The following is a 21,950-nucleotide window of genomic DNA, read 5'->3' as shown; positions in this document are numbered from 1 at the left end:
TCCTGCCGCTATCGGGCGCAAGCCCCCGCACTTCGACCCGCTTCAGTCTGCAAGAATCCTCGAGTTTTCAGGAGTTTCCAATGGCGAAGAAACCCAAGGCTGCCACCTTTATCAAAGACCCGCTGTGGTACAAGGACGCGGTGATCTATCAGGTTCACGTCAAATCCTATTTCGACTCCAATAACGACGGCATCGGTGACTTTCCCGGGCTGATCGCCAAACTCGACTACATCGCCGACCTCGGTGTGAACACCATCTGGCTCCTGCCGTTCTACCCCTCGCCACGTCGCGACGACGGTTATGACATCGCCGAGTACCGCGGCGTGCACAGCGACTACGGGACCATGGCCGACGCCCGGCGCTTTATCGCCGAAGCCCACCAACGCGGGCTGCGGGTGATCACCGAACTGGTGATCAACCACACCTCCGACCAGCACCCGTGGTTTCAGCGCGCACGCAAGGCCAAGCCCGGTTCGGCGGCGCGGGACTTCTACGTGTGGTCCGACGACGATCAGAAGTACGACGGCACGCGCGTCATCTTCCTCGATACCGAGAAGTCCAACTGGACCTGGGACCCGGTGGCCGGCCAGTACTTCTGGCACCGTTTCTATTCGCACCAGCCCGACCTCAACTTCGACAATCCGCAAGTGATGAAAGCTGTGCTGTCGGTTATGCGCTTCTGGCTCGACATGGGCATCGACGGCCTGCGCCTGGACGCGATCCCGTACCTGATCGAGCGCGACGGCACCAACAACGAAAATCTGCCGGAAACCCACGACGTCCTCAAGCAGATCCGCGCCGAGATCGACGCTCATTACCCCGACCGCATGCTGCTGGCCGAAGCCAACCAGTGGCCGGAAGACACGCAGATGTACTTCGGTGACAAAAAGGGCGACGACGGCGATGAATGCCACATGGCCTTTCACTTCCCGCTGATGCCGCGCATGTACATGGCGTTGGCCCAGGAGGACCGTTTCCCGATCACCGACATCCTGCGCCAGACCCCGGAAATCCCGGCCAATTGCCAATGGGCGATCTTCCTGCGCAACCACGATGAACTGACCCTGGAAATGGTCACCGACAAAGAACGCGACTACCTGTGGAACTACTACGCCGCCGACCGTCGCGCGCGGATCAACCTGGGCATTCGCCGGCGCCTGGCGCCGCTGATGGAGCGTGACCGGCGCCGCGTCGAACTGCTCAACAGCCTGCTGTTGTCGATGCCCGGCACGCCGACCCTGTATTACGGCGATGAAATCGGCATGGGCGACAACATCTACCTGGGCGACCGCGACGGCGTGCGAACGCCGATGCAGTGGTCCATCGACCGCAACGGCGGCTTTTCCCGCGCCGACCCGGCCAGCCTGGTGCTGCCGCCGATCATGGACGCGCAATACGGCTATCAGTCGGTCAACGTCGAAACCCAGGCCCAGGACCCGCATTCGTTGCTCAACTGGACCCGCCGCATGCTTGCGGTGCGCAAGCAGTCCAAGGCCTTCGGCCGCGGCAGCTTGAAGATGCTCTCGCCGAGCAACCGGCGCATCCTCGCCTATACCCGTGAATTCACCGGGGACGACGGCCGCACCGAGATCATCCTGTGCGTGGCCAACGTCTCGCGCAGCGCCCAGGCGGCCGAGTTGGACCTCTCGGCCTTCGCCGGCATGGTGCCGGTGGAGATGCTCGGCGGTAATGCGTTCCCGCCCATCGGCCAGTTGAATTTCCTGCTGACCCTGGCGCCGTATGGCTTCTATTGGTTCGTGCTGGCGGCGGAAAACCAGATGCCCAGCTGGCATGTGGAACCGGTGCAAAGCATGCCGGACTTCACCACCCTGGTTCTGAAAAAGCGCATGGAGGAGCTGCTCGACGCACCGTGTCGCGCCGTCCTGGAGCACACCTCGCTGCCGGCCTGGCTGCCCAAGCGCCGCTGGTTCGCCGGCAAGGACACGGCCATCGACAGCGTGCATATCGCCTACGGCGTGCGGTTCGGCGACCTGCAGCACCCGGTGCTGCTCAGCGAAATCGAGGTGAGCGCCGGGGGGCAGGTCAGCCGTTACCAGTTGCCGTTCGGCTTTCTCGGCGAAGACCAGTTCACCAGCGCCTTGCCGCAACAACTGGCCCTGGCCCGTGTGCGGCGCGTGCGTCAGGTGGGGTTGGTGACCGATGCGTTCAGCCTGGAACACTTTATCCGCGCGGTGATCCAGGCCTTGCAGGCCGGCACCGTGTTGAACAGCAGCGAGGGCGAGCTGCGCTTTGAAGCCACGCCGCAACTGGCCAGGCTGGCGCTGACCGATGAGTCGCCCGTGCGCTACCTGGCCGCCGAGCAGTCCAACAGCTCGGTGGTGGTGGGCGAGAGCCTGGTGCTCAAGCTGATCCGCAAGGTCAGCGCCGGGGTCCATCCGGAGCTGGAGATGAGCGCCTACCTGACCGCAGCCGGTTACCCGAACATTTCGCCGTTGCTCGGTTCGATGATTCGGCGTGACGGCCAAGGCCAGGACAACCTGTTGATGATTGCCCAGGGCTACCTGAGCAACCAGGGCGACGCCTGGGGCTGGACCCAGAACAACCTGGAGCGCGCGATCCGCGACGAACTGGCCGAAGCGATGTCCGAACAGGAGCAGCATTACAACGCCTTGGGCGAGCTGGCCGACTTTGCCGGCTTGCTCGGGCAGCGCCTGGGTGAAATGCACGGCGTGCTGGCGGCGCCGACGGCCAACCCAGACTTCCAAGCCGAAGTCACCACCGCCAAGGATGCCGAGGCCTGGGCCAAGGACATCGCGGCGCAGATCGAGCGCGCCCTGCAATTGCTCAAACTGCATCAAAACCAATTGAACCCGGCCGATCAGGCGCGGGTCAGTGAATTGTTGGAGCAGAAAAAAGCCATCGGCGCTCAGGTCCGGGCGTTGGCGCAGGCCACGTTGGGCGGCTTGCGCATTCGCGTCCACGGTGACTTGCACCTGGGCCAGGTGCTGGTAGTGAAAGGCGACGCCTACCTGATCGACTTTGAAGGGGAGCCGGCGCGGCCGCTGCACGAACGGCGCGGCAAGCACAGCCCGTATAAAGACGTCAGCGGCGTGCTGCGTTCGTTTGATTACGCAGCGGCCATGGCCCTGAATGTGCAAGGTGTGGACCACTCACCCGCAGCGGACGCGGCGCGCCAGCGTGTGACCGAGCGCTACCTGATTGAGGCGCGTCTGGCATTTATCAAGGCTTATCACGCGGCGACGGCTACACTGGCGCATGACTGGCAGGATGCCAAAGGCCAGGACGCAGCGCTGACCTTGTTCAGCCTGGAGAAGGCCGCGTACGAAGTGGCTTATGAAGCGGAAAACCGCCCGACCTGGCTGCCGGTGCCCTTGCAGGGGTTACACGGTTTGCTCAGCGGGCTCATACCTGGATCGAAATCTGTACGCGGTGGGGAGACGTCATGAGTTTTACGAATAAAGAACCGCTGCAGCCGAAACTGACAGCAATGCCGGCGTCCAAGGACGTCGAAGCGCTGGTGCGCGCCGAACACCATGATCCGTTCTCGATTCTCGGGCCCCATGATGACGAGCAGGGCGGCCAGTTTGTCCGTGCGTTCCTGCCGGAGGCCTTGAGTGTCCAGCTGCTGAGTCGCGACACTGGCGAGCCGATCGGCAGCCTCGACGCGACCCAGGTGCCGGGTCTGTTTATCGGGCATTTCAGCAGCCGCCAGGCCTACCTGTTGAAGATCCAATGGGCCGGTGGCGAACAGATCACCGAAGACCCTTACAGTTTCCAGCAACTGCTGCTGGGGGAAATGGACCTGTACCTGTTTGCCGAAGGCAATCACCGTGACCTCAGCAGCTGCCTGGGCGCCCAGTTGACCACGGTCGATGGCGTGCAGGGCGTGCGGTTTGCCGTGTGGGCACCGAACGCCCGGCGCGTGTCGGTGGTCGGCGACTTCAATATCTGGGACGGCCGCCGCCACCCGATGCGCCTGCGCCATCCGGCCGGTGTGTGGGAGATCTTTATCCCACGCTTGCAAGCGGGCGCGGCCTACAAATACGAGATTCTCGGGGCCCACGGCATTTTGCCGCTCAAGGCCGACCCGATGGCCCTGGCCACCCAGATGCCGCCCGACACGGCATCGAAAGTCGCGTCGCCGTTGCAGGTCGACTGGCAGGATCACGCGTGGATGCAGGCGCGTGCGCAAAAGCAGAAGCCCACGGCACCGCTGTCGATTTATGAGTTGCACCTGGGCTCCTGGCAGTGCGAACTGGACGAGGCCGGTGAGGTTTCGCGCCAGTACGGCTGGGGTGAACTGGCCGAGCGGCTGATTCCGTATGTGCAACAGTTGGGCTTTACCCATATCGAGCTGATGCCGATCATGGAACACCCGTTCGGCGGCTCCTGGGGCTATCAAGCGTTGTCCCAGTTCGCGCCGACTGCGCGCTTCGGTTCGCCGCAAGCATTCGCCGAGTTCGTCAATGCCTGTCACCAGGCCGACATCGGCGTGATCCTCGACTGGGTACCGGCGCATTTTCCCACCGATGCCCACGGCCTCGCGCAATTCGATGGCACGGCGCTGTACGAATACGCCAACCCGCTGGAAGGCTTCCACCAGGATTGGGACACGCTGATCTACAACCTGGGTCGCACCGAAGTACATGGCTTTATGCTGGCCTCGGCGCTGCATTGGCTCAAACACTTCCACGTCGATGGCCTGCGCGTCGATGCCGTGGCCTCGATGCTGTATCGCGACTATTCGCGCAAGGCCGGCGAATGGGTGCCCAACCGCCATGGCGGCCGCGAGAACCTCGAAGCCATCGACTTCCTGCGGCACTTGAACGACGTGGTCGCCCTCGAAGCCCCCGGCGCGCTGGTGATCGCCGAAGAATCCACGGCCTGGCCGGGCGTCAGCCAGCCGACCCAACAGGGCGGCCTGGGCTTCAACTACAAGTGGAACATGGGCTGGATGAACGATTCCCTGCATTACATCCAGCAAGACCCGGTGTACCGCGCCCACCATCACAATGAACTGAGTTTTGGCCTGGTGTATGCCTGGTCCGAGCGTTTCATCCTGCCGATCTCCCACGATGAAGTGGTCCACGGCAAGCACTCGCTGATCGACAAGATGCCCGGCGACCGCTGGCAGAAATTCGCCAACCTGCGCGCCTACCTGAGTTTCATGTGGACGCACCCGGGCAAGAAGCTGCTGTTCATGGGCTGCGAGTTCGGCCAATGGCGCGAGTGGAACCACGACCAGCAACTGGACTGGTACCTGCTGCAATACCCCGAACACCGTGGGGTGCAGAAGCTGGTGAGTGACTTGAATCGGCTGTACCGCGAAGAACCGGCCCTGTATGAACAGGACGACGCGCCCCAAGGCTTCCAGTGGCTGATCGGCGACGATGCGATCAACAGCGTCTACGCCTGGCTGCGCTGGAGCAAGGACGGCAGGCCGGTACTGGTGGTGGCCAACTTCACCCCGGTGCCCCGTGAAGCCTACAAGGTCGGCGTGCCATTCGCCGGGCGTTGGAGCGAGGTGATCAACAGCGATGCGGACACGTATGCCGGTTCGAATTATGGCAATGGCGGGGGGGTATTCACCGAAGATGAACCGCATCATGGTCAACCGGTGTCGCTGTCGTTGAATCTGCCGCCATTGGGCGTGCTGATTTTGCGTCCGCAAGACAGTTAACGGCGCCAAGGTGCTGGCGTCTATTGTCCGCGCTAGTGGCAGGGTGCCACAATGGCACCTTTGTCGCGGCAGTTGAATCAGGCGGTTTTCATGAATGGCCTTGGGCATGAGCAAGACCAGGATTGCGTTATTGAGGGGCAGGTGCGAACCGATCGTTTGCATCAGCTGTTTCGTCAGTCATTTGCCGCCATTTTCGGCAGTTATTTCGCGGCGGCGATGCTTTGCTGGCTGTGTTGGGACCGTTTTGACCACCAGGTCATGCAGGTATGGCTGGCGGTGCTGGCGGCGTCATCGCTGCTGCGGGTGAAAATGTTCCTCGAGTGGTTTCGCAGCCCCCACAGCGAGCGCACGCCGGAACGCTGGGAGCGCCGTTACTGGCTCACCTTGATACTGTCCGCGAGCATCTGGGGCGCCGGTGCCTTTGCGGTAATGCCCAGCGACGACCGGATGTCCCAAGTACTGGTGATGTTGTTTACCGTGGGCATGTCCGTCAGTGCTGTCTCGTGCTATTCGGCCTATCGCTACATGACCATGGTGTCCATGGGCCTGGTGTTGCTGCCGTGTACGCTGTGGCTGCTGTTTCAGCCGTCGTCGATGCAGGTCGGCGTGGCGATTGCGGTGCTGGTGTTTTCCTCGTTTGTGGTCAGTGCCACGCGCAAGTTGTCCGGCGCCCTGGAAAAAGCCTTCCGCCTGACCAGGCAGATGGAACGCGCCCACACTATTTCCGCGCGCGCCGCACAGACCGATGAACTGACCGGGCTGATGAACCGCCGCGCGTTTTTTGAACATGCACAATTGCTGTACGCGCAGTGCCGTCTCAACCGGCAGCCGCTGTGCGCGTTGATGATCGACATGGACCACTTCAAGGAAATCAACGATACCTACGGCCACCAGGCCGGCGACCAGGTATTGCGGCAGATCGGCGGAGTGATCACCGCGTCGTTTCGCCAGGCCGATGTGTACGGTCGCCTGGGGGGCGAGGAGTTTGCGGTGTTGCTGCCCAATACCTCGCTGGAAACCGCCCGGGGTATCGCTGAGCAGTTGATCAAGGCCATCTCCTGCATGGCTTCCGAACCTGTGCAGGGCATGACCGCCAGTCTCGGCGTGGCGTCGACCTGCACCTTGGATGGCGACCTGCACGCGTTGATGAACACCGCCGACAAGGCGCTATACCGCGCCAAGGCCCTCGGCCGCAATCAAGTGGCCGTGGCGGAGTAGGGCTCAGTCCTTGAACATGGCCTTGGCCAGCACCCGCGCCACCTGGTCGGCGGAGTAGGGCTTGGCGAGGAACTCGAACCCTTCGTAGCCGCTTTCCGCGAGTTCTTCGCTGTAGCCGGAGGTGAGTACCACCGGCAGGTCGGCGCGACGTTGGCGCAGGAGCCTGGCCATCGCCACGCCGGTCATGCCCGGCATCACCACGTCTGAGAAAATCGCGTCGAAAGCCGCGGCATCCGGACCGGCCAGCGCCAGCGCCTGTTCGGCATCGGTCGCCCAGGTGGTCTGGTAACCGAGGTCCTGGAGGATCTGGTTGGCGAAACGGCCTACGTCCAGGTTGTCTTCCACGATCAGGATGTTGCGCAGGGTCGTGTCGTGGGGCGGTGCCGGGTCACTAGGGGAGGGCTCGTGGCGGGCGTCCTCCGGCTCGACCTCGGGCAGGTACAGGGTAAACACCGTGCCCTGGCCAAGACGGCTGGCCACGTCGACATTGCCACCGGACTGCTTGGCGAAGCCGAACACCTGTGACAACCCCAGGCCCGTGCCTTTGCCCACGGCCTTGGTGGTAAAGAACGGCTCGAAAATGCGCTCGAACGTTTCCCCCGGAATGCCGCTGCCGGTGTCGGCCAGGGCCACCGTGACAAACGGCTGGCAGGCTTGGGCATCGCCCCGGATGCGCGGCATCGCATCCAACGTGTCCACGCGCAGGGTCAGGGTGCCCTGGCCGTCCATGGCATCGCGGGCGTTGAGTGCGATATTGATCAGCGCGGTTTCGAACTGGCTCGAGTCGACCCGGACATGGCACGGCCGCTCGGGCAATTGAACCTGCACATGAATGCGCGCACCGGTGACACTCTCGAGCATCTCGCCAATGTCCTTGACCCGCTGCGCCACATCGAAGACTTCCGGGTTCAGCGGTTGGCGGCGCGCGAACGCAAGTAACTGGCTGGTCAACTTGCTGGCGCGCTCGACGGTGTCGGATACCGCGCGCATGTAGCGTTGGCGCCGTTCTTCGGGCAGCCCGGGCTGACGCAAAAAGTCCACCGACGAACGAATGATGGTCAGCAGGTTGTTGAAGTCATGGGCCACGCCGCCGGTCAATTGGCCGATGGCTTCGAGTTTCTGCGATTGACGCAACGCCGCTTCGGCCTGGGCCAGCGCAGCGGTGCGTTCTTCCACACGCTGCTCGAGGGTGGCGTTCAATTCGGTAAAGGCCGCCAACCCTTGGCGCACGGCGGCATCGGCGCGCACCCGTTCGATGTGCGCCCAGGACCGCTCGGTGACTTCGGCCAACAGCGCCAGGTCATACGGCGACCAGGTCCGCTCTGCTGTGCTGTGAACCGCCATCAAGGCCGTAAGGCGACCGTGTTTGATCAGTGGTATGCAGATCGTGGCGGTGATGCCCAGGGCCTGGAACGCCGCGGCTTCCTGCGCGGGCAGTTCAAGCCGGTTGTTGCCGATCACCAGTGGCTCACCGGCCCGCAGGCACTTGACCGCGGTTTGCCCGAAGGCCTGCAGGCGGTAGTGGCCGACGATGCTGGGCGAGCCGGGAGCCGTCCAGTTGTCACGGATGGTGAAGCCGTCTTCATCGGCGTCCATATCGGCGTAGGCGCAGATGGACACTTGCAGGTGCTGCGCCAGCAGGTGCGTGGTGGCGGTCACGATGGCTTCGGCATCGGTGGCATTGGCGACCGTGCTGCCGATGGTATCCAGCACCGCAAGGCGGCGCGAAAGGAACACCGTGGCGGTGGTTTCGGTCACGGTGTCGAGCATGCCGACGACGTGGCCCCGCGGGTCGCGGATCGGGCTATAGCAGAACGTGAAGTACGCCTGTTCCGGCGCCGCGCCGCGTTCGATCACCAGCGGGAAGTTTTCGATATAGGTCGCATGGCCCTGGAAAGCCGCGTCGGCGATGGGGCTAATGTCGTCCCAGACCTCGCTCCAGATCTCGCTGAACGGACGCCCCAGGGCATAGGGTTTATTGCCCAGTATCGGAATGAACGCGTCGTTATAGAGGGTCGTCAATTGAGGCCCCCACACGATGGCTTGGGGGAAACTTGAAGCAAAGCACAGCGCCACGGTGGTCTTGAGCACATCCGGCCAGTGTTCCAGCGGACCCAGGGGCGTACTGGCCCAGTCGTGCTGGCGTACCCGCTCGGCCATGTCGCTGCTGCTTTGCAGCCAATTCATCATCGGGTGAACACCTTGTTTGCCACGGTCTGTTTGGATGCCTGATGCGTCAGGCCAATAAGCAACAGACAGAAATGATTGCTGCCGGTTCAGCGCAATTATCCATGAGATGGCACTTTGATGCTTCACCCGCTGGGATAGATCTCATCGCGGGTGTTCACTTACTGTTGTGTTCCGAACACCGCTATCCAATAAATGCCTGCATCGCTCTTCGGGTCCATCGCGTAGGCGGCGCCCAATTCACGGAATTGCGGGTTCATCAGGTTGGCGCAATGGCCGGGGCTGGCGAGCCAGCCGTCCACCACTTTGCGCGGGGTGTCGAGGCCGGCCGCGATGTTTTCGCCGATGTTCTTCGCGCTGTACCCGGCCAGCTCGGCACGGTCGCCCGGGGTGCGGCCGTCGTGGTCCAGATGGTCGAAGAAATTGCCGTTGGCCATGTTGCGTGTGTGGCTGTTGGCGGCACTGGCCAAGGTGTCGTTCCACGACAGTGGCGTGGTCGCGGTGAACGCCTGGGGACCGCATTGGCGCGGTTGTGTGCGGGCGGCGTTGATCAGGTTCAGCAATTGCCTGCCTTCGGTCTGCCAATCGCCCAGGCCGCTGGACAGCAGTGGGCGGGCGAGCACGATGCGCCAGTCCTGGCCGCTGTTGCTCACGCCGATGTCGACGAATTGCGGGTCCAGCACCACGCGGCAGAAACTCTCGCGCACGGCTTTCATGGCCGCCTGGGCATCCTTGGGCCCGGACAGGCTGATTGCCTGCACGTTGACCATCGGGTACGCCGCGCGGGCCAGGGCCTGCTGCAAGTCGCCGACATTACTGGCCGGCAGCACCAGGCGTGTATCGCTGGCCAGCGGTGGCAGTTCCTGGGAACCTTGGTCGCCGCAGCGTTGCACCTGGCTGCGGTAAGCGTTGATCTGTTGCACTAACTGACTTTCTTCATTCGCCATCGCGCTGGCGCAGAACACCAGGCTGGCGGCCAGCGTCGTCAGACCCATCATCAATGACAGCACGCGCATGGACGTTACCCTTGAACTTGAAAGTGCCCATGATGCGCGATGTAGGGGCGTCCATGCACCCGTTGGTCCGAACTTTTTTCCTCGGGTTTTGAATGCCGGATGTTCACGGCCCTGGTCATGCAAGGCAAACGCCACCATCCGCCGCGCTGGCATGGCGAGGATGATCAACCCGCAATGAATGAGGATATTCAGCTCACGCCAGCTGACGCGCGGGCTGTCGCCGCCATGCCATGGCGCTGGCGAGCAGGATCAAAGCGAATGCTGCGGTAAAGGTTGCGTGCAGACCGTCAGCCACGGATTGCGGCGTGGCGTGGGTGACATCGGGAGTGGTCCAGGCAAACATCGCGCCCAATGCCGACGCACCGAAAATCAGCCCCAGGTTGCGTGACAGGTTCAGCAGGCCTGAGATCGTGCCTCGGCGTGCCGCATCGGCTTCGCTCATCACCGCAGTGTTGTTGGCGGCCTGGAACAGGCTGTAGCCCGCCGTCAGCGTAATCAGTGAGGCAAGATAAGTGACCAGCCCGGACGCAAGGCACAGCGACAGGGCGCCACTGCCGCAGACAGCCAGCCCCACGAGTGTCATGACGTGGCTGCCAAAGCGTTCGCTCAGACGACCGGCCGGAATGCCGGTGAGCGCCGCGACACCAGGGCCGACGGCCATTGCCAGGCCCATCCCGGCCGGATCGAGCCCAAGCCCTCGGGACAAGTAGAACGGCCCGACGACAAAGGTGGCCATGATCACCGCCGACACCAACGCACTCATCGCCAGGCCGGCGCGTAACGAGGTCGACTGCAATGAGCGCCAAATGCCGGTGCCGCTGGCCAGTGGCGCGGGTGGCTGATCCACCGGCAAGTAGCGCCAGGCGAGGGCGGCCGCGAGCAAGCCCAGCGGCATCCCCACCAGAAACAGCGCGCGCCACCCCCACACACTGAGCAACAGGCCGCCCACGCCGGGGCCCATGGCGGTACCGACGGCTGACATCGTGCCGAGCAAGCCCATGACACGCGCAATGCGCGCTTGGGGGACGGTGTCGCCGACCATCGCTAACGTCATCGCCATCATGATCGCCGCGCCCAAACCTTGCAGGCTGCGCGCTGCAATCAGCCACCGCAGGCCAGGCGCGACACCGCATAACCCGCCGGCCAAGGCGAACAGCAGCAAGCCAGCGATCAACAGCCGCCGTCGCCCCAGCCGATCGCCCAGGCGTCCGGCACTGACGATGACTGCCGTGATCGCCAGCAGGTAGGTGAGCACCACCCATTGCGTCGCGTGAAAGGATGCATTGAAGGCCTGCGCGAGGCTGGGCAGGCCGACATTGGCGATGCTGGTGCCAAGGGCGGCCAGCAACATGGACAGGCACAGGCTGACAAGACCGCCACGGGAAGAGGTATGCATGGAAGATTCCTTGAATGAACGCAACTGTCGCAAATCTACGGCGTGGCCTAACATGGCGGAAGACGCATGATTTGCACTAAATACCTGCATGTAACGCCTGCCATGGAGCACTGATGCCCGATCTCAATTTGCTGATCACCCTGGATGTATTGCTCGCCGAAGGCAGTGTCGCCCGTGCGGCCAAGCGCCTGCGGTTGAGCCCTTCGGCCATGAGCCGGGCGTTGGCGCGCTTGCGTGCGACCACCGGCGACCCGTTGCTGGTCCGCGCTGGCCGTGGCCTGGTGCCGACGCCCCGGGCGTTGGCACTGCGCGAACAGGTCAGCCAACTGGTGCAGGGCGCCCAGGCGGTGTTGCGCCCGGCGCAGGCGCTGGAGATGGCCCACGTGGTCCGCACCTTCACCCTGCGAACCAGCGAGGAGTTTGTCGAAGGCTTCGGTTCGGCGTTGCTCGCCCGTCTCGCCGAGGACGCCCCCGGCGTGCGCCTGCGCTTCGTCAGCAAGACCGACAAGGACACTGCGCAACTGCGCGAAGGCCGCGTCGACCTGGACATCGGCGTGGTCGACCCCACGGCCAGCCCTGAAGTGCTGACCCAGGCGCTGTTTCGCGATCGCCTGATCGGCGTGGTGCGCAGCGGCCATCCCCTGAGCCAAGGCGAGATCAGCGCTGCACGGTTTGCCGAGGGCCGACACCTTTACGTATCGCGGCGCGGCCAGGACCGCGGCCAGATCGACGACGTCCTTGAAGCCCAGGGCCTGAAGCGGCAGATCGGCAGCATCGTCGCGAGTTTTTCCAGCGCCATCGCCCTGGCACGCAACACCGACCTGATTGCCTCGGTGCCCGAGCGCTATACCCCAGACCGGCGCGACCTGTTCTGTTTTGCGCTGCCGGTGGCGTTACCCGCGTTTACCGTGGCAATGCTCTGGCACCCACGGTTGGACGCCGATCTGGCCCATCGTTGGTTGCGCGGATGTTTGCGCGAGGTGTGCGGACGATGACAGTGCGGCCCGTCCCCGGGGCGATGTGCATGCGAGCCGCCAGGCGTGCAGAGCATGGCGGGTATGCCTATCGATCCCGAACCTGCTGCAACAGGTACAATCCCATCTGCCTTGACGCGAAACCTCAGGAATTTGCATGTTCAGCCTTACCCGCTACACCACGCCGTGCCCCGAACCGATCAACAGCCAGATCCTGCAGATGGTGGTCGACAACCTCACCGACATCAGCAGCGTCGCGCTGCCGCCGAGTAACCTGCTCTACAACATTTACCAATATGCCATCGGCTTTGAGGTGCATTTGTACCTGCAGGCGCTGGACGGGTCGAAGGGGATCGCGGTCGAACTGATCGTCGCGACGTCTGCGCAAGACCCGGAAAAAGTCATTGGGTTTTTGCTGTACTTGCCGGTCAAGGACGACCCAGAAGCCTGCGGTGTGGCGTTCATGGCCGTACAGGCAGGCAGCCGGCGCCAGGGCGTGGCGCGGGGCATGATGCAAGAGGTGCTGGCACGTTACCCTCACGCCGAACTGGCCTGCGCCGTGGACAAAGTGCCGGCCTTCGCGGCGATGGGCTTTCAGGTGCGCGGCGCGCGCGGCACGCAGGTGCTGATGAACACCCGCGCCTACGCCACCGATGGCTTGATGGGCGTGCTGGATGTGGCCGCTATCTATAGCTCATTGGAAGTGCGGCAGATTCATACCTACCTGCTGCAAAAACATGGCAAGCGCGCCATGGTGGATGCCGAGAAGCAACGTGACCGGCACCTGGATCAACTGGCGCACAAGGTCCGCTTGTTTGTGCAGGGGCGAGGCTGAAAAACGCCTCTCAACGGGCGCTGTGCGCCCCGCGATTGACCATTGCCAGAATGGTCGCCAGCAACTCCTGTTGCGCCTCTTCGCGGCTGAGCTCACCGCTGGCCGCCGCATGAGACAAGGCCTCCGCCGCCCCGAGCATGGCCCGCAGCCCGGCCTGGGACACGCTGCCGCCCGGCGCGAAGGGGGCCATGACGTCGCGGCACTTATCGAGAAAGAGTGCTTCGTACTTGCGCTTGAGGCTTTCCAGCTCCGGCGAGCTGCTCAGCGCCGCGATCACCCCCGGAATTTCCCGGCCCTGCAACAACACGCAGTCGACATAGGATGAGGCGATCACCCACGCGCGATCTTCCAGGGTCGGGCTGCTGGCTTCGAGGGCGTCGGCAAGCACCTGATTCTGGCGCCCATCGAAATCCTCATACAACGCCGCCAGCAACCCCGCGCGGGTAACGAAATGGTCATAGACCACCGGCTTGGTCACGCCCGCTCGTTCCGCCAGGTGGCCGAGGGTCAGGGCTTCGGTGCCTTCTTCACGCACCAGTTGCCAGGCCACGTCCAACAATTGGCGCAGACGATCTTCACGCGACAGGCGACGACGCGGGGCAGGGGATTCACTGCTTGACATGCTTATATACCAAAAGTAACTTACCAAAGGTAACTTAAGCCCAGCATAAACCCAATGGGAGTCACTGTCATGCACGCACTGATCGTTGTAGCTCATCACGACCCGCAATCCCTCACCCACAGCCTCGCCGCGCAAGTTGCCGCCGGGCTTAGCGCGTCTGGCCATACGTTCGAAATCGCCGACCTTGCCGCCGAAGGCTTCGACCCGCGCTACAACGCTGCCGACCAGCGCGTACATCGCACCCGCGCCGAACCGCCGGCTGACGTCGCCGCCGAACAAGCCCGCATCGATCGCGCCGACGCCCTGGTCTTGGTGTTCCCCATTTACTGGTGGTCGCTGCCAGGCCTGCTCAAGGGGTGGATCGACCGCGTGTTCGTCAACGGCTGGGCGATCGACTACGGCCCCGACACTCCGGTGGTGAAGAAACTGCGGCACTTGCAGGTTCACCTGCTGGCACTCGGTGCTGCCGATCAAAGCGCGTTTGAGCGCCATGGTTATGCCAAGGCCATGCACACGCAGATCGATTACGGGATCTTCGATTACTGTGGCGCGCAGGTGCTGACGTCAGCGTTGCTGCTGGAGTCGGAAAGCGGCCAGGTGCAGGTGCATCTGGATCACGCCAAGGCAGTGGGCCAGGGTCTGTTCGAAACCGAGACGGTCGCCGGATGATTTCGTTGCGAGCAGGGAACCAGAAACCGTTGGACAACCAATCAAGGCGTTCACAATCACTGGAGATTTGATAATGACTTCAATTTCTGCTGTATCTGGATCCGCACCGATTGCTCCTCCCATTGACACATCCCAGGGAAAACCCACGCAAGATCAAGTGAGACAAGAGCAGGAAAACAATGCGGACCAAGACAGTCCGTTTCCAAATCTATCGAATGGCGACCTGCAAAACTTGACCTTTGATCAACACAATACGCTCGATAAATATCCCAATATGAACTTTCAGCAAGTGGTGGATGCACATGGGAAAGAGTTTCCAAATATATCGCCTAGAGAAGTTCAAGATTTGAACTCCGAGCAAGTGGACAGGCTTATCAAGTATCCCACTATGACTTACCAAGACGTGCTTAATGGGCATGGCGTGAAAGGTGGCGATAATTTCATCTGGTAACTACGTTAGTTGCGGCACGCGTCAGGCCTGGAGCAGCAGCTTGGTGGCGATGCACTGAAAGGACCGACTAGAGTCCAAGCAGGTCATGTGCATCCAGCAGCCGGTAGGCAATCTCCGGTCGTTTCTCCAGGCCTCGGCGAATCGCCGCCGGGATCGATTGCCGGGTCTTGCGGCACAGGCCGGGCAGTTCGTCGATGACGATCTGAATCCCGCGCATGCTCTTGACCTCGGTGTGCCCCGGCGCGACCTGCACGCGGATACCCAATAGCGCGTACATGCGCTGCTGCATGTGTTCGAGGTCTTGCAGGCTTTGCAGGTCTTCCAGGCGTTCGATCAGGCGTTTTTCTTCCTGGCGCGTCAGGTTGAGGATGCGCAGGTCGGCGCCTGGGGTTTGCAGCAGCTGTTCGCGGTCACAGACACAGGCGCCGGGCGGGCAGGGTTGGCGAATGTTCATGATCAAGCCCTCCCCATCTCGACGTCGCGGACTCAGTAGCGCAGGGCGACACCCAGGCTGCCCAGTGCCTTCCAGTAGTCAGGATAGGTCTTGGCCACGCAGTCCGGGTCCTGAATACGAATACCCGAGACCTTCAGCCCGGCCAGGGCGAAACACATGGCGATGCGGTGATCGGCGTGGGTGTCGATCAGTGCAGTGCAGGCCGTGCCTGCCAGTGCCGGATCGCTGGCCACCAGCAGGTCATCGCCTTCGATGCGGGCCAGGCCTGGGCGGATCTGGTTGAGGCCGTCGTGCAGCGCCTGCACGCGATCACATTCCTTGACCCGCAGGTTGGCCAGTTCGGTGAAGCGCACCGGGCTGTTGTTGAACGCGGCCAGCACGGCAAGTGTCGGGATCGCGTCCTGCATTTGCGAACCCACCACCGTGGCCTGCATGTTCGGGAACTGTGCGATCAGCGCCTGGGCCTTGGCGTCCGGCTGGGTGAAGTCGTGTGCGGCGACGCCGATATCGATGTGCCCGCCGGTCAGCACTTCAGCCGCCCACAGGTAGGTGGCGGCGGAGGCGTCCGGTTCGATCAGGTAGTCATGGGCGGTGTAGCCGCTGGGAGCGACGCGCCAGGTGGTGTCGTCGACCACCTCGACCTGCGCGCCGAATGCACGCATGCAGTCGAGGGTCAGGTCCACATAGCCGCGGGCGCCGATGTCCTTGCCAGTCAGCGCCACTTCAATCGGCGCTGCGCCGCAGGCCGCGAGCATCAGCAAGGCCGATACGTATTGGCTGGACAGACCGCCGTCGATCTCAAAGCGCTTGGCCTGGACCTTGCCCACGCCATGCACGGTAACCGGCGGGCAACCGGTCGGGCTGTCGACCTGGATGCCGTTCTGGCCGAGGGTGGCGAGCAGCGGGCCGATCGGGCGTTTGCGCATGTAGTCGTCGCCGTCCAGCACCACGGTGCCTTGCACGGTGGCGACGGCGGCGGTGAGAAAACGCATCGCGGTGCCGGCATTGCCGAGGAACAGCGGCTGCGCAGGCAATTGCAGCTGGCCTTGGCCCGTGACCACGAAGGTGGTGTCGTCCGGCTCGTCGATGATCACGCCCATCTGGCGCAGGGCCACCGACATGTGCCGGGTGTCATCGCTCTTCAACGCGCCGCTGAGGCGGCTGGTGCCCTTGGCCAGGGCGGCGAGCAACAGCGCGCGGTTGGTAATGGATTTGGAGCCGGGGGGCGCGACCTTGCCATTGAGGGGGAAAGTGGGCGGTGTAACGGTCACGGTTTTCTGCGAACTCAAGGTACAAGGCTCCTGATTCAAGGCAAGGTGGCACGGAGTGGCCGACGGGCGGACCCGAATAATCGGGCATAGACGTCACGCTTGTCGAGGCTTAGCGCTGGGCGAGCGAGTAATCATGCAGCGCCCGCGCCGCCGGTTCGATCTCGCTGACGCGCTGCTGATGCGCCTGTACATCGAGGTCCGCCGGCAGTTCGAAGTTGTCCTGTTCGGCGCACCAGGAGATTTTCTCCAGCAGTGCGGCCTGTTCGGCGGGCAGTTCAGGCCAGTTGCCGATAGCGGCGCCACGGATATAGCCAAAGCACCATTCTTCGGCGAGGGTCAGGGTCTGGCCCTGATGCTCCGTGTCGTCGAAGCGCGCCCGGAAACCTTTGGCGTCGGTGGCCAGTTGGGCGGCGCGGGCGTTCATGTGGCGAACGCACAGTTCGAGGAACTGCTTGGCTTCTTCGGCACTTTCCCACTGCGGGTTCTGCCCGCCCCAGATCGCCGGGAACCACTCGGCGATATCCACCGGTGCCGGGCTGGACACCAGCGCGCAGAAGTAACCATCGAGTTCGGCGAGGTTCAGCACCGAGTGGTCGTCACCGTACTTGAGCAGGGTTTCTTCGATCAGGTCGAAATCGGCGGGGGCCAGAGGTTGGGTGAGCATGGGGCGTATCCTTTAAACGTCGAGCGCCGCTGCGGCAGCGGCTTAAAGCGCGAAGGATGGCGCCTGAGGCGGTTTTTATCCAGCCTTTTCCAAGGCCGGCAGCCCGTCCCGGATGAATTTTAGCAGTCCCGTTTTTGGCTGATGCGCCGTGGCTCACCCTTGTTATAGTTCGGCTCTTATTACTCGCCAGTCAGGGATCACTGCCATGTCCGAATACCAAGCCTTCGTCGTCGAGCTCATTGGCAACGTTGCCCATGTGCAGATCAACCGCCCGGAAAAGATCAACGCCATGAACGCGGCGTTCTGGACCGAGATCATCGATATCTTCCGCTGGGTCGACGACACCGACGCCGTGCGCGCCGTGGTGCTCAGCGGTGCCGGCAAACATTTCTCGTCCGGCATCGACCTGATGATGCTGGCCTCGGTGGCCAATGATTTTGGCAAGGACGTGGGCCGTAATGCACGCCTGTTGCGGCGCAAGATCCTCGAACTGCAAGCCTCGTTCAACGCCGTCGACACCTGCCGCAAGCCGGTGCTGGCCGCGATCCAGGGCTACTGCATCGGTGGCGCCATCGACCTGATCAGCGCCTGCGACATGCGTTACGCCGCCGAGGATGCGCAGTTTTCCATCAAGGAAATCGACATCGGCATGGCGGCCGACGTCGGCACCCTGCAGCGCCTGCCGCGCATCATCGGCGATGGCATGCTGCGCGAGCTGGCCTACACCGGTCGCCAGTTCGGCGCCGAGGAAGCGCGCAGTATCGGCCTGGTCAATCGCGTGTATCCCGATCAGGAAAGCCTGTTGGCCGGCGTACTGGACATCGCTCGGGAAATCGCCGCCAAATCGCCGATTGCCGTGACCGGCACCAAGGCCATGATCAGCTACATGCGTGACCATACAGTCAATGACGGTCTGGAATACGTTGCCACCTGGAACGCCGCTATGTTGCAATCCAACGACTTGCGCGTGGCCATCGCGGCCCATATGAGCAAGCAGAAACCCGAATTCGTGGATTGACTGATATGACCCCAGGCTGGATTACCACCACACTGCTGGACAACCAAACCCCCGGCGGCTGGGCCGTCGCGCGCAGCCGCGAGGGTTTTTTACACGACACCAATGGCGCGCTGTTCCCGCGGGAATGGCTCAAGCGCCAGGACCTGGCGGTGTTCGCCGAACACGGTATCGGCCATCTTGACGGCGAGCCGGTGTACCTGCTCGAACTCAATGCCGCCAGCGACGTGCCTGGATGCAGTTGGCAAGGCCTGCGCGGCTTCATGCTGCAAGGCGATCACCGGCTGTACAAAGTGCTGGCCTATGCCGCGCAGATCGGCACCTGGGCGGGGGAACACCGTTTTTGTGGCAGTTGCGGCCAGGCCATGGTTCAGGTGCCTCGGGAGCGGGCGATGTTCTGCGAGGCTTGTGACCTGCGCAGCTACCCGCGCATCTCGCCGAGCATGATTGTGCTGGTGACCCGTGGCGACGAGATCCTGCTGGCGCGGTCGCCGCGCTTTGTCCCCGGGGTCTACAGCACGCTGGCGGGGTTTGCCGAGCCGGGTGAGTCGGCCGAAGACTGCCTGATCCGCGAAGTTCACGAAGAAGTGCAGCTGGAAGTCCGCAATATCCAGTACGTGGGCAGCCAGTGCTGGCCGTTTCCCCATTCGATGATGCTGGGCTTCCATGCCGAGTACGCCGGTGGCGATATCGTGCCCCAGGCCGATGAGATCGAGGACGCGCAGTGGTTCAACATCCACGACTTGCCGCCGTTGCCGGCGTCACGCTCGATTGCGCGTTACCTGATCGACCTCTACGTGGCCCGCCGCTTAGGCCACGCTGAACCAGTGCTGCCAGGCTAGGCGCACCGTCAGGCCGAGGACCACGGTGATAAACACCGGGCGAATGAATTTGGCGCCGCCGCTGATTGCGCTGCGTGCGCCAAAGAACGCGCCCACCATCACCGACACGCCCATGGCCAGCCCGACGATCCAGTCCACCGAACCGTTGATGATAAACACCGACAGCGCTGCCGCGTTGCTGACGAAGTTCATGCTGCGCGCCACGCCGCTGGCTTTGACCAGGTCGATGGGGTGCAGCAGCATCGTGCTCACCGTCCAGAACGCGCCGGTGCCGGGGCCGGCCACGCCGTCGTAGAAGCCCAGGCCGAAGCCTTGGGTGGCCTGCCATTTCTTCTTGATCGGTGCGTCGCCCTCCAGCGGCGCCTTGGGCGTGCCGCCGAACAACAGGTACAGGCCGCAACCGAAGACGATCACCGGGAGCATCTTGTTCAGGGTTTCGGCGGGCAGGTAGTGGGCGACGATGGCGCCGGCCAGGGCGCCGATAAACGTACCGACGATGGCATGTACCCACTGGCGCGGGTGAAACAGCTTGCGTCGGTAAAAGGTGAAACTGGCGGTGGCCGAGCCGAAGGTGGAGCTGAGTTTGTTGGTGCCCAGTACCAAATGGGGCGGCATGCCGGCGGTGAGCAGGGCCGGGGTGGTGAGCAAGCCGCCACCGCCGGCGATGGCGTCGATGAAGCCGGCGATGAACGCAACGACGGCCAGGATGGCGAGGGTAGTGAGGTCTACGCTGAGTTCGAAGGGCATGGGCAGGGCTTATGGTTGGCAGGGCGCTATGCGAAAGGCGGCCATCTTACCTGCCCGGTGTACGCAAATCCAAATGTGGGAGGGCGCAAGCCTCCTCCCACATTCAAACGGTGCCGGCCTGGCTATTTGTGGGTGCCCAGCCACTCCAGCGCGGTGCGCCAGATGCAGATCCCGAGGAAGTACGCCGACATCAGCGACCACAACCCAAACGTCCACGGGTTGGTGTTCGGGTAATCCACCACCATCAAGAAGCTGCACAGCAACCAGAGCGTGGTCACCGCGATGTTGATCGGCATGAACCGCTTGACCCGGAACGGGTGCAGGAACTTCATCGGCGTCACGGTCAGCAGCGCCAGGCCAATCACCGTGAGCAACGTCACCCACGCGTCGGGCTGGATGATATACACGCAGAGGGCCACCACGTTCCAGGCGGCGGGGAAGCCGACGAAGTAGTTGTCCTTGCTTTTCATGTTCACGTTGCAGAAGCAGAACAGCGACGACACCAGGATCACCGACACCGTGAACAGGTGGGTAAAGTCCGGCAGGTCGATATAGCGGTAGATAAACAGTGCCGGGATAAACACATAGGTCAGGTAATCGATCACCAGGTCCAGCACCGAGCCGTCAAAGCTGGGCAGTACCGTGCTGACATTCACGCGGCGGGCCAGGGAACCGTCGACGCCATCGACCACCAGTGCCAGGCCCAGCCACAGCAGGCACGCCTTGGGTGAGTTCTCCAGCAAGGCCAGCGTGGCCAGGAAGGCCAACACCACTCCGGTGGCAGTGAAGCCGTGGGCGCCCCAGGCTTTCAGTCTGGCTACATGCAGGGTCGATATCACGGGCGGTTCTCCAAAGGGTGAAACGGGGCAGCCGACGCTGTGGCAGCGTCGAGTCTGGCCAGGGGATGCAGGTATCGACCGGGAAGGGGAGGATAAGGTTCACCACCCCGGTGATTGCTTAGCGTAGCAAGCGTCGGACGTTTCGGCATCAGCCTTGGCGGAACACCAAGGCTTTCAAGCCGCTTTGCCGATCGATATCCGGGAATTCCGGTGGGTTTTCCAGCCGTTCGACAAAGTGCAGGCCCGGTGCTTCGCGGGTCACGCCGTCGATCAGGAAGTCCTCGCCGAACGCCGGGTCATTCATGCACGCCAGCACCGTGCCTTGTGGCGTGAGCAAATCCGGCAGGCGGCGCAGCACGCGCTGGTAATCCTTGGTCAGCAGGAAACTGCCTTTCTGGAAGGACGGCGGGTCGATGATCACCAGGTCATAGGGGCCGCTGTGGATGACCTTGGCCCAGGACTTGAACAAGTCGTGGCCAAGAAAGGTAACGCGGCTCAGGTCATGCCCATTCAGGCGATGGTTGTCGCGACCCCGGCTGAGGGCGCCGCGGGCCATGTCCAGGTTCACCACATGCTCGGCGCCGCCCTCGATGGCCGCCACGGAAAACCCGCAGGTGTAGGCGAACAGGTTGAGTACCCGCAGCCCCTTGGCCTGTTCGCGCACCCAGTTGCGGCCATAGCGCATGTCGAGAAACAGCCCGCTGTTCTGTTTTTTACCGAGGTCGATCAGGTAGCGCAGGCCGCCTTCGGTAATCGTCAGCTCATCGATCGCATCGCCCACCAGCCATTCGGTGGTGCTTTGCGGCAGGTAGCGGTGCTGCAGGGCTACCGTGTGGGCGCCGGACTGCGCCCATTCGAACTGAACCAGCAGCTGTTTCAGCGCGTCCAGGTGCGCCGCCTCCGGCTCCTTGAACAGCGCGACCAGCACCACGCCCTGCAGCCAGTCCACGGTCAGTTGCTCCAGGCCCGGCCAGCAACGGCCGCGCCCGTGGAACAGGCGCCGGGTTTCGGTCGGTGGCGTGGCCAGGGCGGTCAGCAGGTGGGCGTGCAGTGTGGCGAGGGCGTCGGGGTTCATCGTTGAGCGTCGT

General features: G+C 63.0%; 19 protein-coding genes. 9 read left to right on the top strand and 10 right to left on the bottom strand.

Translation table 11 applies throughout. The features are described 5' to 3' along the window. The first annotated feature begins 80 nt into the window (after nucleotides 1-80). From treS to MOQ67_RS17900, 3 genes are read left to right on the top strand one after another with little or no spacing between them, the layout of a single operon-like run. Entirely contained in the window at nucleotides 81-3,428 is a 3,348-nt protein-coding gene (treS, locus tag MOQ67_RS17910; RefSeq protein WP_017848448.1) for a maltose alpha-D-glucosyltransferase, read from the top strand. Beyond that, entirely contained in the window at nucleotides 3,425-5,662 is a 2,238-nt protein-coding gene (gene glgB, locus MOQ67_RS17905) for a 1,4-alpha-glucan branching protein GlgB (RefSeq protein ID WP_017848449.1), read from the top strand. Before treS ends, glgB begins: the two co-directional genes overlap by 4 nt. A gap of 51 nt (nucleotides 5,663-5,713) precedes the next feature. Then, a complete protein-coding gene (locus MOQ67_RS17900; protein ID WP_104903069.1) occupies nucleotides 5,714-6,880 on the top strand; it encodes a GGDEF domain-containing protein in 1,167 nt (388 codons plus the stop codon). Nucleotides 6,881-6,883: 3 nt separating this feature from the next. Here MOQ67_RS17900 and MOQ67_RS17895 read toward each other — a convergent pair whose 3' ends face one another. From MOQ67_RS17895 to MOQ67_RS17885, 3 genes are all read right to left on the bottom strand, one after another. Continuing rightward, on the bottom strand, nucleotides 6,884-9,070 hold the full coding sequence (locus MOQ67_RS17895) for a GAF domain-containing protein (protein ID WP_198717838.1): 2,187 nt from the start codon (nucleotides 9,068-9,070) through the stop codon (nucleotides 6,884-6,886). A 158-nt stretch (nucleotides 9,071-9,228) separates the two neighbouring features. Then, entirely contained in the window at nucleotides 9,229-10,083 is an 855-nt protein-coding gene (locus tag MOQ67_RS17890) for a CAP domain-containing protein (RefSeq protein ID WP_198717837.1), read from the bottom strand. 193 nt (nucleotides 10,084-10,276) lie between these two features. Continuing rightward, complete coding sequence (locus tag MOQ67_RS17885) at nucleotides 10,277-11,479, bottom strand: MFS transporter (RefSeq protein ID WP_198717836.1); 1,203 nt, start codon at nucleotides 11,477-11,479, stop codon at nucleotides 10,277-10,279. Nucleotides 11,480-11,592: 113 nt separating this feature from the next. Between MOQ67_RS17885 and MOQ67_RS17880 the strand changes: the two genes are divergently transcribed. Both MOQ67_RS17880 and MOQ67_RS17875 read left to right on the top strand, forming a co-directional pair. Then, nucleotides 11,593-12,474 carry a LysR family transcriptional regulator gene (locus MOQ67_RS17880; protein WP_104903073.1) on the top strand — a complete coding sequence of 294 codons (882 nt, stop codon included), beginning with the start codon at nucleotides 11,593-11,595 and terminating at the stop codon, nucleotides 12,472-12,474. 136 nt (nucleotides 12,475-12,610) lie between these two features. Next, the gene (locus MOQ67_RS17875) at nucleotides 12,611-13,288 is read left to right on the top strand and encodes a GNAT family N-acetyltransferase (RefSeq protein ID WP_046383207.1); all 678 of its coding nucleotides are present in this window, start codon (nucleotides 12,611-12,613) and stop codon (nucleotides 13,286-13,288) included. A 10-nt stretch (nucleotides 13,289-13,298) separates the two neighbouring features. Here the strand turns inward: MOQ67_RS17875 and MOQ67_RS17870 are convergent, their stop codons facing one another. Continuing rightward, on the bottom strand, nucleotides 13,299-13,910 hold the full coding sequence (locus tag MOQ67_RS17870; protein ID WP_046483623.1) for a TetR/AcrR family transcriptional regulator: 612 nt from the start codon (nucleotides 13,908-13,910) through the stop codon (nucleotides 13,299-13,301). Nucleotides 13,911-13,979: 69 nt separating this feature from the next. Here MOQ67_RS17870 and MOQ67_RS17865 point away from each other — a divergent pair, with 69 nt between their 5' ends. Together MOQ67_RS17865 and MOQ67_RS17860 are read left to right on the top strand one after the other, a co-directional pair. Next, on the top strand, nucleotides 13,980-14,579 hold the full coding sequence (locus tag MOQ67_RS17865) for an NAD(P)H-dependent oxidoreductase (RefSeq protein WP_017848457.1): 600 nt from the start codon (nucleotides 13,980-13,982) through the stop codon (nucleotides 14,577-14,579). 73 nt (nucleotides 14,580-14,652) lie between these two features. Next, nucleotides 14,653-15,030 carry a hypothetical protein gene (locus MOQ67_RS17860; RefSeq protein ID WP_198717835.1) on the top strand — a complete coding sequence of 126 codons (378 nt, stop codon included), beginning with the start codon at nucleotides 14,653-14,655 and terminating at the stop codon, nucleotides 15,028-15,030. 67 nt (nucleotides 15,031-15,097) lie between these two features. On the opposite strand, the gene MOQ67_RS17855 is transcribed toward MOQ67_RS17860, so the two are convergent. The 3 genes from MOQ67_RS17855 to MOQ67_RS17845 form a co-directional block, all read right to left on the bottom strand. After that, nucleotides 15,098-15,484, bottom strand: coding sequence for a hypothetical protein (locus MOQ67_RS17855; RefSeq protein ID WP_046383210.1), 387 nt, complete (start codon nucleotides 15,482-15,484; stop codon nucleotides 15,098-15,100). 32 nt (nucleotides 15,485-15,516) lie between these two features. Next, nucleotides 15,517-16,773 carry a 3-phosphoshikimate 1-carboxyvinyltransferase gene (aroA, locus tag MOQ67_RS17850; protein WP_017848460.1) on the bottom strand — a complete coding sequence of 419 codons (1,257 nt, stop codon included), beginning with the start codon at nucleotides 16,771-16,773 and terminating at the stop codon, nucleotides 15,517-15,519. 91 nt (nucleotides 16,774-16,864) lie between these two features. After that, the gene (locus tag MOQ67_RS17845; protein WP_017848461.1) at nucleotides 16,865-17,419 is read right to left on the bottom strand and encodes a UPF0149 family protein; all 555 of its coding nucleotides are present in this window, start codon (nucleotides 17,417-17,419) and stop codon (nucleotides 16,865-16,867) included. Nucleotides 17,420-17,624: 205 nt separating this feature from the next. On the opposite strand from MOQ67_RS17845, the gene MOQ67_RS17840 reads away from it, so the two are divergent. Continuing rightward, on the top strand, nucleotides 17,625-18,437 hold the full coding sequence (locus MOQ67_RS17840) for a crotonase/enoyl-CoA hydratase family protein (RefSeq protein ID WP_198717834.1): 813 nt from the start codon (nucleotides 17,625-17,627) through the stop codon (nucleotides 18,435-18,437). Between the two features lie 5 nt (nucleotides 18,438-18,442). Continuing rightward, complete coding sequence (gene nudC / locus MOQ67_RS17835) at nucleotides 18,443-19,276, top strand: NAD(+) diphosphatase (protein WP_198717833.1); 834 nt, start codon at nucleotides 18,443-18,445, stop codon at nucleotides 19,274-19,276. Here the strand turns inward: nudC and MOQ67_RS17830 are convergent. From MOQ67_RS17830 to MOQ67_RS17820, 3 genes are all read right to left on the bottom strand, one after another. Further along, on the bottom strand, nucleotides 19,244-20,023 hold the full coding sequence (locus tag MOQ67_RS17830) for a TSUP family transporter (RefSeq protein WP_046383211.1): 780 nt from the start codon (nucleotides 20,021-20,023) through the stop codon (nucleotides 19,244-19,246). The genes nudC and MOQ67_RS17830 overlap by 33 nt on opposite strands. 122 nt (nucleotides 20,024-20,145) lie before the next feature. Beyond that, nucleotides 20,146-20,862, bottom strand: coding sequence for a phosphatidylcholine synthase (gene pcsA, locus MOQ67_RS17825; protein ID WP_017848465.1), 717 nt, complete (start codon nucleotides 20,860-20,862; stop codon nucleotides 20,146-20,148). A 148-nt stretch (nucleotides 20,863-21,010) separates the two neighbouring features. Continuing rightward, on the bottom strand, nucleotides 21,011-21,937 hold the full coding sequence (locus tag MOQ67_RS17820) for a class I SAM-dependent methyltransferase (protein ID WP_169865675.1): 927 nt from the start codon (nucleotides 21,935-21,937) through the stop codon (nucleotides 21,011-21,013). Nucleotides 21,938-21,950: the final 13 nt, after the last annotated feature.

The organism is Pseudomonas sp. LY-1 (genome assembly GCF_053502595.1).
This window is presented reverse-complemented; position numbering and strand designations above follow the sequence as displayed.

What these genes read in the sequence shown, in the direction of transcription:
- treS (WP_017848448.1), top strand. Translation starts at nt 81, where the DNA reads ATGGCGAAGAAACCCAAGGCTGCCACCTTTATCAAAGACCCGCTGTGG.
- glgB (WP_017848449.1), top strand. Translation starts at nt 3,425, where the DNA reads ATGAGTTTTACGAATAAAGAACCGCTGCAGCCGAAACTGACAGCAATG.
- MOQ67_RS17885 (WP_198717836.1), bottom strand. Translation starts at nt 11,479, where the DNA reads ATGCATACCTCTTCCCGTGGCGGTCTTGTCAGCCTGTGCCTGTCCATG.
- MOQ67_RS17875 (WP_046383207.1), top strand. Translation starts at nt 12,611, where the DNA reads ATGTTCAGCCTTACCCGCTACACCACGCCGTGCCCCGAACCGATCAAC.
- MOQ67_RS17870 (WP_046483623.1), bottom strand. Translation starts at nt 13,910, where the DNA reads ATGTCAAGCAGTGAATCCCCTGCCCCGCGTCGTCGCCTGTCGCGTGAA.
- nudC (WP_198717833.1), top strand. Translation starts at nt 18,443, where the DNA reads ATGACCCCAGGCTGGATTACCACCACACTGCTGGACAACCAAACCCCC.
- MOQ67_RS17890 (WP_198717837.1), bottom strand. Translation starts at nt 10,083, where the DNA reads ATGCGCGTGCTGTCATTGATGATGGGTCTGACGACGCTGGCCGCCAGC.
- MOQ67_RS17820 (WP_169865675.1), bottom strand. Translation starts at nt 21,937, where the DNA reads ATGAACCCCGACGCCCTCGCCACACTGCACGCCCACCTGCTGACCGCC.
- MOQ67_RS17900 (WP_104903069.1), top strand. Translation starts at nt 5,714, where the DNA reads ATGGCACCTTTGTCGCGGCAGTTGAATCAGGCGGTTTTCATGAATGGC.
- MOQ67_RS17840 (WP_198717834.1), top strand. Translation starts at nt 17,625, where the DNA reads ATGTCCGAATACCAAGCCTTCGTCGTCGAGCTCATTGGCAACGTTGCC.
- MOQ67_RS17860 (WP_198717835.1), top strand. Translation starts at nt 14,653, where the DNA reads ATGACTTCAATTTCTGCTGTATCTGGATCCGCACCGATTGCTCCTCCC.
- MOQ67_RS17855 (WP_046383210.1), bottom strand. Translation starts at nt 15,484, where the DNA reads ATGAACATTCGCCAACCCTGCCCGCCCGGCGCCTGTGTCTGTGACCGC.
- MOQ67_RS17895 (WP_198717838.1), bottom strand. Translation starts at nt 9,070, where the DNA reads ATGATGAATTGGCTGCAAAGCAGCAGCGACATGGCCGAGCGGGTACGC.
- MOQ67_RS17830 (WP_046383211.1), bottom strand. Translation starts at nt 20,023, where the DNA reads ATGCCCTTCGAACTCAGCGTAGACCTCACTACCCTCGCCATCCTGGCC.
- MOQ67_RS17880 (WP_104903073.1), top strand. Translation starts at nt 11,593, where the DNA reads ATGCCCGATCTCAATTTGCTGATCACCCTGGATGTATTGCTCGCCGAA.
- MOQ67_RS17865 (WP_017848457.1), top strand. Translation starts at nt 13,980, where the DNA reads ATGCACGCACTGATCGTTGTAGCTCATCACGACCCGCAATCCCTCACC.
- MOQ67_RS17845 (WP_017848461.1), bottom strand. Translation starts at nt 17,419, where the DNA reads ATGCTCACCCAACCTCTGGCCCCCGCCGATTTCGACCTGATCGAAGAA.